We start from the raw sequence: 15,947 nt of genomic DNA, 5'->3' as shown, positions 1-15,947 counted from the left end.
AAAAATAAAAGAATCTCAAAAAAATCATCTAATCAAAATCAAAAAATGAACAGAGTTTCCCTTCTTCTATTATTGAGCTTTACTATTTCAATCTTCAGCCAGCAAAAACAAAATGCATTATCGGAAAATGAACTTTTCTCAATAATGGATAAAAATGCGAATCTCTTGCTAAAAGATTCAAAAGCCTACTCTGTTTCTATAGCCATTATTAATAATGGTAAATCTCATACGAAGCACTATGGCGAAATTGACAAAGGAAAAGGTAATAAAGCGAATGATAATACCTTATTTGAAATCGCTTCTGTCACAAAAGTGTTTACCGGAACTTTGGTAGCTAATGCCGTCTTGGAAGGAAAAATCAAACTTGATGACGATATTAGAAAATACTTAAAAGAACCTTTTTCTAATTTAGAATACAACGGAAATTCAATACGGATTAGGGATTTGCTGACCCACAGAAGTGGAATTTTAACTCCTTTTCCAGATACCAAAGAAATTCGTCAAAAATATAGTCCTGATAGTTTTTTAGTTCATAAAAACAGACTCGATAAATCTTATACTAAAAGTGATTTTTTTAATGCTCTTAAAAAAGTAAAAGTTGACACATTACCAGGAACGACCTTCAAATATGGAGCGTTGGGTCCAGAATTATGTGCGTATATTTTAGAAAACGTTTATAACAAAGCCTATGAAGATCAATTGAATCAGGTAATTTTTGATAAACTGAAGATGAACTCAACAAAAATCAGACTGAACAATAATGATATAGTCGCAAATGGTTATAATGAAAGTGGATTATTAATGACTCCCTTATCAAGTAATCTTTGGGGCGCATCAAAAATGCTTAAATCTACTATTAGCGATTTGACAAAATTTATCAAATTTGAATTAGATCGAAATAACAAAATGGTTTTAGAGTCGCATCGAAAAATTGCTTCAAATCCTGATATGGGGTATTTTTGGGAGATTCAAACAGACAACAACGGAAATATAAGTTATACAAAAGATGGTGGCTCAAACGGTACACAAAACATCTTAAAAATATATCCTGAATCTAATTTTGGTTTTATTATTCTAATGAATCAAAGCGATAAAAATTCTGGAACTTATCTGGAATTGGCAGTAAACAATTTATTGAATGATTTTAAGTCTGCCGGCATTATAATAAAGTAAACAAGCCTTATTTAAAAAATCAACTTTTTAAAATCAAAAACATGAGACGGATAAATCTAATTTTCCTTCTGGCTCTTTCTTGTGCCTTATCTTTTGCTCAAAACATAAAAGATTCAAAGAAATTTACATCAAAAATTACAGCGTTAGACGGTTTAAAATCTGCTACTGCAGAAATGATGTCTCAATATAATTTAAAAGGATTGAGCGTTGCCGTATTTGAGAATTATAAAATAATATGGACAAATCAATGGGGTATAAAAGCTGCCGGTTCTGAAGAAAAAAATGATCAAAATACAGCATTTTCTACTGCATCCATTTCAAAACCAATAACTGCAATTGTTTGTGCTATGCTGGAAGAAAAAGGTTTAATTGATTTAGATGATCCAATTGAAAAGTATCTTAAAAGATGGAAGCTTCCTAAAAGTAATTTCACAAAGGATAGTAATGTGACATGGAAACAACTTTTGTCTCACACAGCTGGTACTAGTCAAGGTGGTTTTGAAGATTATTATGAAGGAGATTCCATTCCTACAATTGTAGAAAGTTTACAAGGAAAATTATTACCTCGTTCTAAAAAGCCTCTTGAATTCCTTTTTATACCAGGAACAAATTGGGAATACAGTGGCGGTGGTTATGTCATTATTCAATGTGCACTCGAGGATCATTTTAAAAAGCCATTGGCACAAATTGTAAAAGAAAATTTGCTTGACCCTTTACAATTGCAAAATTCTACAATGATCCAACCTAATGAAAAAGGATTTTTGACCAATATTGCAAAAGTCCATAACAGCACAGGTGAAATTATTAAAACCGGAATTCCAATTACACCACAGATTGCACCATCTGGTTTATGGTCTACTCCTACTGAACTGGCGTTGATCGCCATTGAAATGCAAAAAGCATTATTAGGAAAGGACAACAGAGTAATTTCAAATGCAGTTGCTAAAAAGGTAACGGATATTGTTACGATGAATGGTCCAAGAGGCTGGAGTTATGGGTGGCAAAGAAGTATTGGACTGGGAAATCTTGAATGGTTTTCGCACGATGGCTCCAATACAGGAACTGGTGGTGATTTATTGGCTACAATGAAAAATGGAAATGGAATCGCGATTTTAGCAAATGGTGACAAACCAAACCGATTACCAGTAATGAGCTACGTTGAGAATGAAATAATCAAGAAATTAGGTTGGAATAAGGCAATAGATAAAACATCTACACAACAAATTCCGCCAATTTTAAAACAAAAAATTATCGGATATTATACTGAAATTCTGTATGGTTATGATAGATTAGGTCCTAGTAAAATTTTTGAAGAAAATGGCACTTTATATCTTATTTCATCATATTTAAAAGACATTACAAATTCTGAAAAAAGTAAAATGTATTACTTTGGAAATAATACTTTCAAGGTTGACAATTATCCAAATCTTATTCGATTTGATTTGAACAAAAAAAATGAACTGGAAGGAATAACTATTTCCCGTCCGAATTATACTTCGAAAAAACTCGAATTAACCTTAAATCAGATTAAGACGCCACAAACAGAATTAATCGAGATTTTCTCTGAAAACAATTTTGAAGCTGCTATTATACTATTTAAGAAATTGAAGTTAAAAAATCCCGATTATAATTTTGAAGAAAACCTGAATAGTTTAGGCTATCATTTTTATAATAAAAAACAATTAGGTCTTTCTGTTCAGATTTTTACTCTTAATTGTTCTGAATCGAAATCGGCAAATGCATATGACAGTTTAGGAGAAATTTACGAAGCCATTGGAAAATTAGACTTGGCAAAACAAAATTATCAAAAGTCAGTAGATTTAAATCCCAAAAATGAAAATGCCAGACAAATGATTTTAAAAATCAATGCCCGGCTTAACATAAAATAAATTATATAGAGTATCCTAAAATGCCTTACTAAGTAACGATCTCTTTTTTATGTACTCTTCTTAAAAGAAAAATGGCTGTAACAAAGAAAATTCCCAAAATTACAATTGCCGCGCGTGGGCTTCCTGTTATTTGATCTATAATTCCATAAACGCACATCCCTATTACAATTCCGATTTTCTCTGCAACGTCATAAAAACTGAAAAAAGAAGCGGTGTCTTCCGTTTCTGGTAATAATTTAGAGTATGTTGAACGTGAAAGTGCCTGAATTCCACCCATTACAAATCCTGCTACAGTAGCCATAACGTAGAAATGTATTGGTAAAGTAATAAAAAATGCCAACGCACAAAAAACAGCCCAAATTATATTAATAACAATCAAACTTGGGATATTACCAAATTTAGCAGAAGCTCTTGAAGTTAAAACTGCACCAACAACTGCCACTAATTGAATGATTAAAATGCAAATGATCAGACCAATCGTACCTTCTTCTTTTGATGACCATTGAATTTCCTGCGCCCCAAAATAGGTAGCTACAAGCATCACGGTTTGTACCGCCATACTTGAAACAAAAAAACCACCCAAATATCTTTTTAATGGAATATTATCCTGTAACAGGCCCCAAACTTTTTTCAATTCTCTGAAACCGTTAAAAACCACATCATTTGTTAATTTTTGCCCATTTTGCTTACTTCCCTTCGGTAAATAATAATAAGTGTATTGACTGAATAAGATCCACCAAACTCCCACCATAATAAAAGAATAACGCATAGCTTTCATTGCAGCTTCGCCATCAGTGCCGGTAATTCCGAAAAGTTTTGGTTTCATAATCATGGCTAGATTAATGATCAATAAAATCACACTTCCAATATAGCCTAACGAATATCCTTTTGCACTAATTCTGTCTTGTTGTTCTTCAAAAGCAATATCTGGCAGATAAGAATTATAGAAAACCAAACTTCCCCAATACCCGATCAATCCTAAGAAATAAAAGGCCAATCCTATATAAATATTATCAAGATCAAACCAATATAATCCCATACAAGACAGAGCTCCTAAATAACAGAAAAATTTCATGAATACCTTTTTATTCCCAACATAATCTGCAATACCTGATAACAGTGGCGACATGAATGAAACTACTAAAAAGGCACCTGCGGTCGTAAAACTTATTAAAGCAGAATTTTTTAGATGCATCCCAAAAACATCGATATAATGATTATCCTTTGGAAATAAGGCTTCATAAAATATAGGAAATACTGCCGAGGCAATAGTAAGCGTATAAACTGAATTTGCCCAATCATAAAATGCCCAGGCATTTAATAATTTTTTATCTCCTTTTTGTAGGTTTTTCATAGAAATGGTTTTGTTAATGGCTACGAATTTATCTATTTTTTATCATAATTAAATAGATTTTGTTCAAATCCTGCATTATTAAATTAACAACTTTTTCAAAAAGTAACACATATAAAAAAAGCTACCCTGGAAAGAATAGCTTTAGTATTTTGTTTAAGTATTATATTATCTGACTGTTCCCACTTTAAGGGCCATTTCTTTCGCCTGTGGAATAAGTGATTTTAAATTAGCAATTCTGGTTGCATCAGAAGGGTGAGTACTCATAAATTCGGGAGTTCCTCCTCCACCTGAACTTGCTGACATTCTACTCCAAAAAGCAATAGCATCATCTGGATTATAACCCGCGATCGCCATCAATGTCAATCCAATTTTATCAGCCTCACTTTCGTTACTTCTGCTAAAAGGAAGCATTACTCCTACTTCAGAACCTATTCCGTAGGCTTGTGAAAAAATTGATCTGGTAGATTCAGATTTATTGCTTGTTGCCGCATCTAAAGCTACACCTCCAATTTGTTGTAATTGTGCCGCAGACATCCTTTGCGCTCCGTGGTTTGCCAAAGCATGAGAAACTTCATGTCCCATAACCGTTGCTAATCCTGATTCATTCTGTGTTACTGGCAAAATTCCGGAATATACCACAATTTTCCCTCCAGGTAAACACCAGGCATTTACTTCTTTATTATCGACTAGTTTATACTCCCAGCGATAATCTTTTAGATATTGCGTTTGTCCTAAATAGGCTAAATATTTTTCTGCTGCAGCTTTAATTTTACTACCAACAAGGTCAACTCTTTTAGCGTCAGCTGTACCTGTTATAACTTTGTTTTCCTTTATAAAAGCATTATATTGTTGAAATGATGTCGGAAACAATTCACTATTTGAAACAAAATTTAGATTTTGCTTTCCAGTGATTGGATTTGTGGCACATGCACAGACTAATAGTGCTGCGAAAATTCCTATAGGTAAATACTTTTTCATTATTTATAAATTTTAAAATACTAAGTAAAAATACAAATATTATTACTTGAAATTTTTACATAATTAAATTAAAACCTATCATAATTTTATTATTCACCAACAATATGAAGTTCATTAAAACCTTTATCAACAAGTAAAACATGACTTGATTCAAAAATGATTTTATCAAAGTCTACTTTCTCATTATCGATTTCGATCTCAGTAACTTTAAACGGCAATCCAATTAAGTTGATTCTATATTTGCTGTAAGACGTATCGTATTTTCCTTCTTTATGCAGCTGAATAATAAGTTCTTTTTCTTTTCCAATTGTTCGAAATGATAAATAGCTATAGCGCCCTTTTTTATAATCGTATCCATCTTGTGCATCTTCATATACAAAAGATTGTTCTTTACCTATTTTAAAGTATAAATCAAGCGTTAATTCATCAAACTCAAGTTCACCAACATATTGCTGAACCGGATATTTTGGAATAATAGCTCCTGCTTTTACAAAGACCGGAATTTCGTCAAATTTAGTATCAACCCACAATTCTCTACCTCCAATTAAAAACTCATTTGTCCAGTAGTTATACCACTCACCTCTTGGTATATACATACGTCTACCTACAGCATTAGGTTCAAGAATTGGGCATACTAGAATTTCATTTCCAAAGATGAATTCATCATTACGATAATGCGTTTGAATATCTTCCTGATCATAATAAACCAATGGTTTTAACATCGGAATACCTTCTTCAATATACTGCCAGAACATCGTGTATAAATAAGGCAATAATTGATAACGAAGACTCACAAACTTTCTGGTAATATTGATCACTTCTTCGTCAAAAGCCCACGGTTCCTGATTACCATGATCTCCGGAAGAATGTGTTCTGCAGAAAGGATGAAAAACCCCTAACTGAATCCAACGTGCATATAATTCGCCTGTTGGCTGTTCTGCAAAACCACCAATATCAGAACCGGTAAAGCCCATTCCTGAAATACACATTCTTTGAACCTGAATATTGGCAATCCATAGATGCTCCCAGGTTGCGACATTATCACCTGTCCATGACGATGTATAACGCTGTGCACCCGAGTAAGCAGATCTGGTAATAACAAAAGGACGTTTAGGATAAGCAAAGCGTTTAACACCATGATAGGTCGCTCTTGCCATTTGCGTACCATAAATATTATGTGCTTTTCTATGGCTACAAGGATTTCCGTCGTAAACGTGACGAACATCCATTGGGAAAGTTTTATTCGGAACCTCCATTACAGCCGGCTCGTTCATATCGTTCCAAACTCCCTTTACTCCAATATCCGAAATTAATTCTTTAAATAACCCTGCCCACCATTCTCTAACTACGGGATTTGTATAATCTGGAAAATTACATTCTCCTGGCCAAACCTTTCCTTTCATATAAGGCCCATCAGCTCTTTTGCAGAAATAATCTTTTTCTAAAGCTTCCTGATAAACCCAATAATCTTTATCAATTTTAATTCCGGGATCGATAATAACAACCGTTTTAAAACCATCTTCGGCTAATTCAGCCACCATCTTTTTCGGATCTGGAAAATATTCTTTATTCCAGGTAAAACATCGAAAGCCTTCCATATAATCGATATCCAGATAAATAGCATCACATGGAATTTTAAGTTCTCTAAATTTCGAAGTGATTTCTTTTACTTTACTTTCCGGATAATAACTCCATTTACATTGATGGTAACCCAAAACCCATAAAGGTGGTAGTTCTGGTTTTCCGGTTAAATCAGTGTAAGTTGTTACGACATCCTGCATTTGCGGGCCGTAAATGAAATAATAGTTCATTTCACCTCCTTCAGCCCAAAAACTGGCAACATTTCGTCTTTCCTGACAAAAATCAAAGAAAGTTCTAAAGGTATTGTCAAAGAAAATTCCGTACGATTGTTTGTTATGTAAACCAATATAAAAAGGAACTACTTTGTATAATGGATCTTGTTCTTTTTGAAAAGCGTATTGATCTGTAGCAAAATTCTCAAGTCTTTTGCCTTTTAAGTTCATCTGAGTGGCTTTGTCACCAAGACCGTAAAAACATTCTCCGTCTTTAGAAGATTTGCTCATTTTTACGATATTACCACCATACTCATAGCTTTCTTCCCAATGAAATCCAAGTTCATCTTCCAAAATCAAAAGATCGCTTAAATCATATATGGATAAACGAAGATCTGCTTTTTGAATTTTGCATTTTACTTTGCTTGTTCTTATCAAAAAATACGTTTCTTCTTCAGTAAGTTCCAGAAAATTATAACCGTGAAGTTGGGTTTTATCAATTGCATACGAAAAGTCATTACTGAAATAACCTTTTGTAGTAAAACGAAATCGAATTAAACTGTCTCTAAGAATAGTGACTTTTAAGATTACTTTATTATCTGTATGAAAAAAAATAGAATCGCCTTCATGTTCGTACGAGACAATTTTTGATGGATATAAATCGCCTTTATATTCTAATGATGTATTTGTAATCATATCGCTATTGAATTAATTATTCTAACTATATCGCTATTTCAAACATACAAAAAAACTACATAAAGCCCTATGAATATGAGGTTTATTCACGAAAACGTTTTTTCTGTCTGACTAACAAATTACATCTCAAAAAATCAACAATTTGGTAATATTAGAATCAAAAAATGACAAAATGATATTCTAAAAATTAATCCAGAAATTTTATGCAAACGAATAAACGGTCACACTCAACGGAGGTAACGTTAATTCTACAGAATAATCCCTGCCATCATAAGGTGAAGATTCAATTTTTAAATTACCCGAATTTCCAATGCCACTTCCTCCATAAATAGCTTCATCAGTATTAAAAATTTCAATTAATTTACCTTTCTGTGAAATCCCAATTCTATAATTTTCACGAACAACTTGTGTAAAATTCCCGACAATGACTAAATTTTCTTTTGCATTATTTCCTTTTCGGATGTAAGATAAAACAGCATTTTGATGATCGGAATAATTAATCCATTCAAAACCTTCACCAGTAAATTGTTTTTCATATAATGCAGGCTGAGATTTATATAATTGATTCAAATCTGTAATTATTCTTTTTACGCCTGAATGATAATCAAACTGAAGTAAATGCCAATCTAAACTTTTCTCAAAATTCCATTCATCACTCTGTCCGAACTCAGAACCCATAAATAATAATTTGGTTCCGGGATGTGTAAACATATAACCGTACAACAATCTTAAATTAGCAAATTTCTGCCATTCATCGCCAGGCATTTTATTGGCAATAGATTTTTTACCGTACACAACTTCGTCATGCGAAAAGGGAAGCATAAAATTTTCCGTAAAAGCATATGTCATCGAAAAAGTCAAATCATTTTGATGGTATTTTCTATAGACTGTTTCTTTTTGAAAATATTTCAAAGTATCGTGCATCCAGCCCATCATCCATTTCATTCCAAAACCCAAACCACCTGTAAAAGTTGGTCTCGAAACCATCGGAAACGAAGTACTTTCTTCAGCAATAGTTTGAACTCCAGAAAAATTAGCATAGATTACTTCATTAAATTCTTTAAGAAAACTTATAGTATCCAGATTTTCTCTTCCTCCGTAAATATTAGGTTCCCACTCACCTTCTTCTCTGGAATAATCAAGGTAAAGCATTGAAGCGACAGCATCAACTCTTAATCCGTCTGCATGATAATGATGTAGCCAAAAAACCGCGTTGCTAATTAAGAATGCACGAACTTCATTTCTTCCATAATTAAAAACCAAACTTTTCCAATCCGGATGATATCCTTTTCGACGATCGGGATGTTCATATAAATGTGATCCGTCAAAGAAACCAAGACCATGGGCGTCATCAGGAAAATGTGATGGAACCCAATCCAGAATAACCCCAATTCCGGCCTGATGCAGTTTATCAACTAAGACCATAAAGTCCTGAGGTTTTCCAAAACGAGAAGTTGGCGCAAAATATCCTGTCAGCTGATATCCCCAGGAGGGATCATAAGGATACTCCATTATCGGCATAAATTCTACGTGTGTAAATCCTGTTTCTTTAACATAAGCAACCAAATCATCTGCAAGTTCTAAATAAGTCAAAAATCTGTTATGCTCACCGCGTTTCCATGAGCCCAGATGCACTTCGTAAACAGAATAGGGTTTATCTAAACCATTATGGTTTTGGCGCGATTGCATCCAGTTTTCATCTTTCCATTTATAATCTAAATCCCAAACAACAGAAGCAGTATGAGGTGGCTTTTCACAGTATAAGGCAAATGGATCTGCTTTTTCAGTTACAATTCCATTTATATTGGATTGAATTTTGTACTTATATAAAGCACCTTTTGTAATCTCAGGGATAAAGCCTTCCCAAATTCCAGAAGAATCCCAGCGAACTTGTAATTGATGGTCATTTCCTCTCCAATAATTAAAATCACCTACAACAGAAACGGACTGGGCCGTTGGAGCCCAAACGGCAAAATAAACACCTTTTACTCCGTTAACTTCAACTAAATGCGCTCCTAACTTTTCATATAATTTGAAGTGTTTGCCTGCTTTGAATAAATCAATATCAAAATCAGTAAATAGAGAATGCGTGATTACTTTAGACATATTTGGTTTTTAAGGCAATAATTAATTTTAAATATTCTTATTCAATTCTGAAATTATCTGATAAAATGGCACCTTTTTTAATAACAACAATACCGTCTTTAATACTATATAATTCATTAGTAAAATTATCTAAGTGCTTTCCACCGCTAATATGAACATTGTTTCCAATACGTACATTTTTATCAATAAGGGCATTTTGTATAAAACAGTTTTCACCAATTCCAACATGAATTTTATTGATGCTCGCTTCATGATTTAATTCATCTAAATCCTGATAAAAATCGTTACCCATCACATAACAGTTTTCAAGAACTGTTCCTTCTCCAATACGGGAACGAATACCAATTACAGATCTCTTAATTTCTTGAGCATTGATAATACATCCCTCAGAAATTAAGGATTGATTGATTGTCGAATTTCTAAATTTTGATGGTGGAAGTAACCTTGGTCTGGTAAAAATTTTATTGTCATTATCAAACAGATTAAACTCCGGAATATCAGCTGTTAACCCAATATTAGCTTCGAAAAATGATTCGATATTTCCAATATCTGTCCAATATCCTTCATACTGATAGCTAAGAATTTTATGTTTTCCAACAGCCTGCGGAATGATTTCTTTTCCAAAATCTTTCGTATGCGGATCGGCCATTAAGTCTTCTAATAATTGTCGGTTAAAAATATAAATACCCATTGAGGCTAAATATTTTTTTCCTTTTTCCTGCATTTGCTCACTTACTTCCGATTCCCATTCAGGTAAAAGAGAAGCATCTGGTTTTTCTATAAAAGCATGAATATTATTTTCATGATCAGTTTTAAGGATTCCAAATTCTGGCGCATCTTTAGCGTTTACTGGTAAAGTTGCGATAGAAATTTCGGCATTTGCAGCAATATGAGCTTCTAACATCTCGTTAAAATCCATTTGGTACAATTGATCCCCAGATAAAATCAAAGCATGATCAAATTCATGTTTTAAGAAATGTGACATACATTGTCGAACAGCATCTGCCGTTCCCTGAAACCACGTTGGATTATCAGGAGTTTGCTCTGCTGCCAAAATATCAACAAACGATTGACTGAAAATACTAAAATTGAAAGTGTTTTTTATATGTGCGTTTAATGATGCCGAATTAAACTGTGTTAAAACGAATATTTTAAAAATATCAGAATTAATACAATTTGAAATAGGAATATCAACTAATCGGTATTTTCCACCAATTGGAACCGCTGGTTTAGATCTCGTTTCTGTTAACGGAAACAAACGTGATCCTTGTCCTCCTCCTAAAATAATAGCAACTACATTTTTCTTTTTAAATTTCATTTTTCTCAATTATTAGGTTGTATATTTCGATATATTCTTGGCAAACTCTCTCCCAGGAATGATCTGTTGTCATTCCCTTTTTTATAATTTCATTGAAATTTATTTTGTCACCGTACAATTTTACCGCACGATTTATAGAATAACAAATATCTCCAACCGAAGCCTGATCGTGGCAAATTCCGTTTCCATTATCTCCAAAATCAATGACAGTATCTCGCAAGCCACCAGTTCTTCTCACTATAGGAACTGTCCCATACCGTAGCGCGTACATCTGATTTAACCCACAAGGTTCAACCCTTGAAGGCATTAAAATATAATCTGAACCAGCATAAATTAAATGAGCTAATTCCTCATTGTAACCAATAAAAACATTGTAATTTCCATTATACTCCGTTCGCAAGTGTACCAACTGCTCTTCAATTACTGAATTTCCGGAACCCAAAATAAGAATGTTAATATTCTCAAAGTTTTCAGATAAAGCTAAAGCGGATGCCTGAGGTAACAAATCGCCACCTTTCTCCTCAAATAAACGTCCTATAAAACTAAATAACGGTTTTGTTGGATCTAATTCAAATTGCTCACACAACTTTTCTCTATTTTTTTGTTTTCCAATTTCAAAAGTTGCAGTTGAATAATTTTCGACAATCATTTGATCTTTTGAAGGATCCCAAACTTCAAAATCAATACCATTTAAAATACCTTTTGATTTACTTCTAACCGATTTAAATAAATCTTCCAAACCATTTGCGGCAATATTTATTTCGTTCAAATAACTAGGAGAAACAGTGGTAACAGCGTGTGCACACTTTACTCCGACAGCCAATGAATTGATAGAATTATTCCATTCTAAAAATCCAACATGAATCAAATCAAACTCTGGTAAATAATATAGCTTATCAAATCCAAACCAGCCTTGATATAAACCATTATGAATGGTAATTACTGTTCTTATACTTCGTAAAGTTTCATATTTATATCCATACTTCAACAAAAACGGAATTAATCCAGTATGATGATCGTGACAATTAATAACGTTTGGAACGGTTTGACGAGCGGTAATCCAATCTAAAGTTGCAATCTGAAAAGAGAGAAATCTTTCGATATCATCTTCATACCCATACACATTTGGCCTGTCAAATAATTCTTTTATTTCGATCAGATATAATTCATAACCTAGTTTATTAGAAGCTTCCTTTAAAACACTAAACGGAAAATCGAAATTCCCAAGCTTAACATTTCCCCAATGAACACATTCAAAATCATTTTCCTTTTTAAACTTAGTATCATAACAAGGAACAACAACTCGAACCTGATGACCAGCATTTGTCTGATATTTTGGTAATGCGCCAACAACATCGGCCAAACCGCCAACTTTAGCCATTGGATAACACTCTGCACTGATATGAAATATTTCCATTTTAGAAATTTATAAACATCTATATTATTGTACTACATTTATGTTTCCTAAATTTAGGAAAAAATAAGCAACATTTAGCCCTTATAAAAAATTTATTAATATGGCAAAAAAGGAAACTAATCCTACTAAATCATTAAAAATTCCGCAGCTTATAATTTTATCTGCTAAATTATGTGCTTTTATATCTACGAAACTAGCGACAACCTATGCTGCACAACTTTTTACAACACCAATAAAACATAAAGTTCCCAAACGAGAACTTGAGATGGATAATAAAAGTATCAAAAAGACAATCAGTGTTCCCGCGATTGACAAAAATATAATCACGTATCAATACGGAACAAGTGCACGTAAAATCTTGTTAGTCCACGGTTGGTCAGGCCGAGGTACACAATTATTTAAAATCGCAGATGCCTTGCTAAAAATTGGATATTCTACTATTAGTTTTGATGCTCCGGCGCATGGAAAGTCACAAGGAAAAACAACAATTATGTCCGAATTCATTCATTCAATACTGGAAATTGAAAAACAATTTGGCCCTTTTGAAATTACAATTGGTCATTCTTTGGGAGGAATGTCAGTTCTAAATGCTATCAAAGATGGATTAAAAGTAGAAAAAGCTATAATAATTGGAAGTGGTGATATTGTTCAGGATATCCTGGATGAATTTACTTCAAAATTAGGTTTGAAACCCGAAATGAGCGTCAAGCTGCGTAATCATTTTGAAGATAAATACGAAGTAAAAATGGATGATTTTTCAGCTTATAAAGCAGCTCAAAAAGTACAAATTCCAGTTTTAGTATTACATGATAATGATGATCCCGAAGTTTCTGTAAAAGCTGGAATTCACATTTATGAAAATTTAGAAAACGGATTACTATTTTTAACCGACGGTTTGGGACACAGAAAAATTCTGGGGAATCAAAATGTCATAAATAAAATCATCGGTTTCATTAAAAGTACTTAATTTTATGATAGTTAAATACTTTTTGTTTAAATCTAAAGAAATAGAAAATGAATTTATTTGGAGAAGCATCAGATTGGGGAGTAAAACTACAACCTATTTTAGAAAAATATAAAGGAAAGAAACATCCTCTTGAATATCAAAACACCTATCAATTGATGGTGATGGTAATTTTATCTGCACAAGATTCAGATGCCAATATCAATAAAATTGCCCCATCCCTGTTTGAAAAATTTCCCACGCTCAAAAGTTTGTCACAGACAGATTCTGAAACTTTAATGCCTTATGTAAGCAAAGTTCGAAATTATCCAACAAAAACACAATGGATTTTAGAGATTGCAAAAACCGTCAAAGAAGACAAAAACATCCCTTTAAATATGAAGGAATTAACGAGTCTAAAAGGAATTGGGAGAAAATCAGCGAATGTAATTTTAAGAGAAACTCACCAACCGGCAGAAGGAATTATAGCTGATCTTCATGTTATTAGAGTTGCTCCAAGAATTGGAATAATAAAAGAAAGCAAAGATGGAACTAAGGTCGAAAAAGAACTTATGCAAGTCCTGTCTAAATCAATTTGGTCCGAAATTGGAATGGTAATTTCTTTTTTAGGAAGAGAAACCTGCAGACCAAAGCCAAAATGTGAGGAATGTGTTTTGGCAGATATCTGTCTTTATTATGCGACTTACGTGGCATAATAAAAGATTATTTTCTTCTTGTATCAATCAGATAAATAATTTTCCATTTATCTTTTTCTTTAAATAAAGTAAAAGTGTTCACACCTGAATGACTAAATTTATCATTCAGATAAAATTCGTAAGGTGCCCAAACATGCGCCATTGTGCCATCAATTTGAATAGTATAGCTTAAAATTTTCTCTTTAAATTTCATGCTTGACGGAATTGAAGCAATCGATTTATAAAATTCTTTTGCCGTTTCATCAGATAATTTATTACCCTTGCTCATACTTTCACTTATTGACTGAAGAATCATATTGTCAGCGCAAACCGATTTTATTTTAACCGTATCTTTTTGATGGAATCCTTCAAAAAAGTATTCTATCGTCTTCTGAACTTCGTGTTTCTGTGCGTTCGAAGATAATCCAAAAAAAAGCAAAAACACTAAAATAATATTCTTCATAATCAACCATTTAAAATTAAAAAAATTAGACACCAAATTGATTTAAATGATGATTCAAGTGTTTTGTAAACATGTTATTCCACTCCATAGCACTTAATTTCCCAAAAGAAAGCGATTCTTTTCCTTCAAAATGATCATCACCTAATTCATGTGTTTTATTTAAATAAATAATTAATCTATCACGTTCAATATTAAAATTACGTTCTTCTTTAATAATAAATTGAGGTGCAGTATGGTTATTCTTAGGATATGGCTTTTCGTTTACTACCGAATTCTTTACCAATAATTTCAAAATTAATCTTAGTGAGGCGTTTGGTTTAGGATGAATACCTTCGTAAACCATTTCGTAGGCAACATTACAATGGGCCAGCATTTGTGCAACATTCATCTTACCCCAAAGTGCTTTAGATTCTGGTGTAAGCTGATTTATCCTGTTTTTAAATTCATTACAATCCGCTGTACTAAAAACATTTTTCATTTTTTGTATTTATTGAAGTTTTAGGCAATCGTAATAATACGACAAATATATAAAATTTAAGATCAGAATACCGCAAAGAAGTTTTTCAAGTGTATACATGGGCGTTTCCCTCCGGGCCGGGCTGTCCGCTATATCTTTTGCGATAGACGTTTTTCGTTTGAAAAGAAGTTTCGGGTGTCGCAAAAGGATGCCGCTCCCATCCCTAACGCAGTTTACGGTAAACAAGAAGTACAGTTTTTAAAAAAAAATCCAACTTTTAAATCCCAAATTCCAATTCAGAATGCCTCATAGTTTCACATTCAAAAGAAATCAGGTACAGTAACTGCTATTTAACCGCAAAGATCGCAAGGGATTACGCAAAGTTCGCAACGAAAAGCCTTTGCGACCTTAATAACACAGCAGTAAACACTTCGATAAAAAGGCCTTTACGTACTTTGCGGTAAAAAAACAAAAGTGTAATAAAACAAAAAATCCCCATCAAATAAATGATGAGGATTCTTAAAAGAAAGACCACGACCCCCGATAGCTATCGGGGGGCCCAGATAACTGCCTATTTTGTAAAACAAAAAACCCTGTTTCGCTAGAAACAGGGTTTTCAAAAGAAAGGCGACGACATACTCTCCCACATAACTGCAGTACCATCT

Annotated in this window: 13 protein-coding genes; 4 read left to right on the top strand and 9 right to left on the bottom strand. The window is 33.1% G+C overall.

Annotation, left to right across the window (positions count from 1 at the left end):
* Positions 1-45 precede the first annotated feature (45 nt).
* Together BUA98_RS05445 and BUA98_RS05440 are read left to right on the top strand one after the other, a co-directional pair.
* A complete protein-coding gene (locus tag BUA98_RS05445) occupies positions 46-1,173 on the top strand; it encodes a serine hydrolase domain-containing protein (protein ID WP_072970629.1) in 1,128 nt (375 codons plus the stop codon).
* Positions 1,174-1,214: 41 nt separating this feature from the next.
* The gene (locus tag BUA98_RS05440) at positions 1,215-3,062 is read left to right on the top strand and encodes a serine hydrolase domain-containing protein (RefSeq protein ID WP_072970628.1); all 1,848 of its coding nucleotides are present in this window, start codon (positions 1,215-1,217) and stop codon (positions 3,060-3,062) included.
* A gap of 28 nt (positions 3,063-3,090) precedes the next feature.
* Here the strand turns inward: BUA98_RS05440 and BUA98_RS05435 are convergent, their stop codons facing one another.
* The 6 genes from BUA98_RS05435 to BUA98_RS05410 all read right to left on the bottom strand — a co-directional run bounded on the left by BUA98_RS05435 (position 3,091) and on the right by BUA98_RS05410 (position 12,724).
* Entirely contained in the window at positions 3,091-4,416 is a 1,326-nt protein-coding gene (locus BUA98_RS05435; protein ID WP_072970627.1) for an MFS transporter, read from the bottom strand.
* Between the two features lie 165 nt (positions 4,417-4,581).
* A complete protein-coding gene (locus tag BUA98_RS05430) occupies positions 4,582-5,394 on the bottom strand; it encodes a M48 family metallopeptidase (RefSeq protein ID WP_072970626.1) in 813 nt (270 codons plus the stop codon).
* A gap of 89 nt (positions 5,395-5,483) precedes the next feature.
* On the bottom strand, positions 5,484-7,883 hold the full coding sequence (locus BUA98_RS05425; protein ID WP_072970625.1) for a glycoside hydrolase family 31 protein: 2,400 nt from the start codon (positions 7,881-7,883) through the stop codon (positions 5,484-5,486).
* 201 nt (positions 7,884-8,084) lie between these two features.
* Positions 8,085-9,989, bottom strand: a complete 1,905-nt coding sequence (gene glgB / locus BUA98_RS05420; protein ID WP_072970624.1) for a 1,4-alpha-glucan branching protein GlgB — start codon at positions 9,987-9,989, stop codon at positions 8,085-8,087.
* A 37-nt stretch (positions 9,990-10,026) separates the two neighbouring features.
* Complete coding sequence (locus tag BUA98_RS05415) at positions 10,027-11,307, bottom strand: glucose-1-phosphate adenylyltransferase (protein WP_072971741.1); 1,281 nt, start codon at positions 11,305-11,307, stop codon at positions 10,027-10,029.
* A complete protein-coding gene (locus BUA98_RS05410) occupies positions 11,297-12,724 on the bottom strand; it encodes a glycogen synthase (protein ID WP_072970623.1) in 1,428 nt (475 codons plus the stop codon). The genes BUA98_RS05415 and BUA98_RS05410 overlap by 11 nt, the downstream gene beginning before the upstream one ends.
* Positions 12,725-12,824: 100 nt before the next feature.
* On the opposite strand from BUA98_RS05410, the gene BUA98_RS05405 reads away from it, so the two are divergent.
* Positions 12,825-13,691, top strand: a complete 867-nt coding sequence (locus BUA98_RS05405; RefSeq protein WP_072970622.1) for an alpha/beta hydrolase — start codon at positions 12,825-12,827, stop codon at positions 13,689-13,691.
* Between the two features lie 47 nt (positions 13,692-13,738).
* On the top strand, positions 13,739-14,383 hold the full coding sequence (locus tag BUA98_RS05400) for an endonuclease III domain-containing protein (protein WP_072970621.1): 645 nt from the start codon (positions 13,739-13,741) through the stop codon (positions 14,381-14,383).
* Between the two features lie 7 nt (positions 14,384-14,390).
* Here the strand turns inward: BUA98_RS05400 and BUA98_RS05395 are convergent, their stop codons facing one another.
* From BUA98_RS05395 to BUA98_RS22485, 3 genes are all read right to left on the bottom strand, one after another.
* On the bottom strand, positions 14,391-14,825 hold the full coding sequence (locus BUA98_RS05395) for a nuclear transport factor 2 family protein (protein WP_072970620.1): 435 nt from the start codon (positions 14,823-14,825) through the stop codon (positions 14,391-14,393).
* 25 nt (positions 14,826-14,850) lie between these two features.
* Entirely contained in the window at positions 14,851-15,303 is a 453-nt protein-coding gene (locus BUA98_RS05390; RefSeq protein ID WP_072970619.1) for a DinB family protein, read from the bottom strand.
* A 425-nt stretch (positions 15,304-15,728) separates the two neighbouring features.
* Positions 15,729-15,947 (bottom strand): hypothetical protein (locus tag BUA98_RS22485; RefSeq protein ID WP_208857974.1); only part of this gene is annotated, 219 nt, incomplete at its 5' end.

It is taken from the genome of Flavobacterium saccharophilum, assembly GCF_900142735.1.
In the GTDB taxonomy this organism is placed as follows: domain Bacteria; phylum Bacteroidota; class Bacteroidia; order Flavobacteriales; family Flavobacteriaceae; genus Flavobacterium; species Flavobacterium saccharophilum.
The sequence above is the reverse complement of the archived record's forward strand: the minus strand, read 5'-3'. Positions and strand labels throughout refer to the sequence as shown.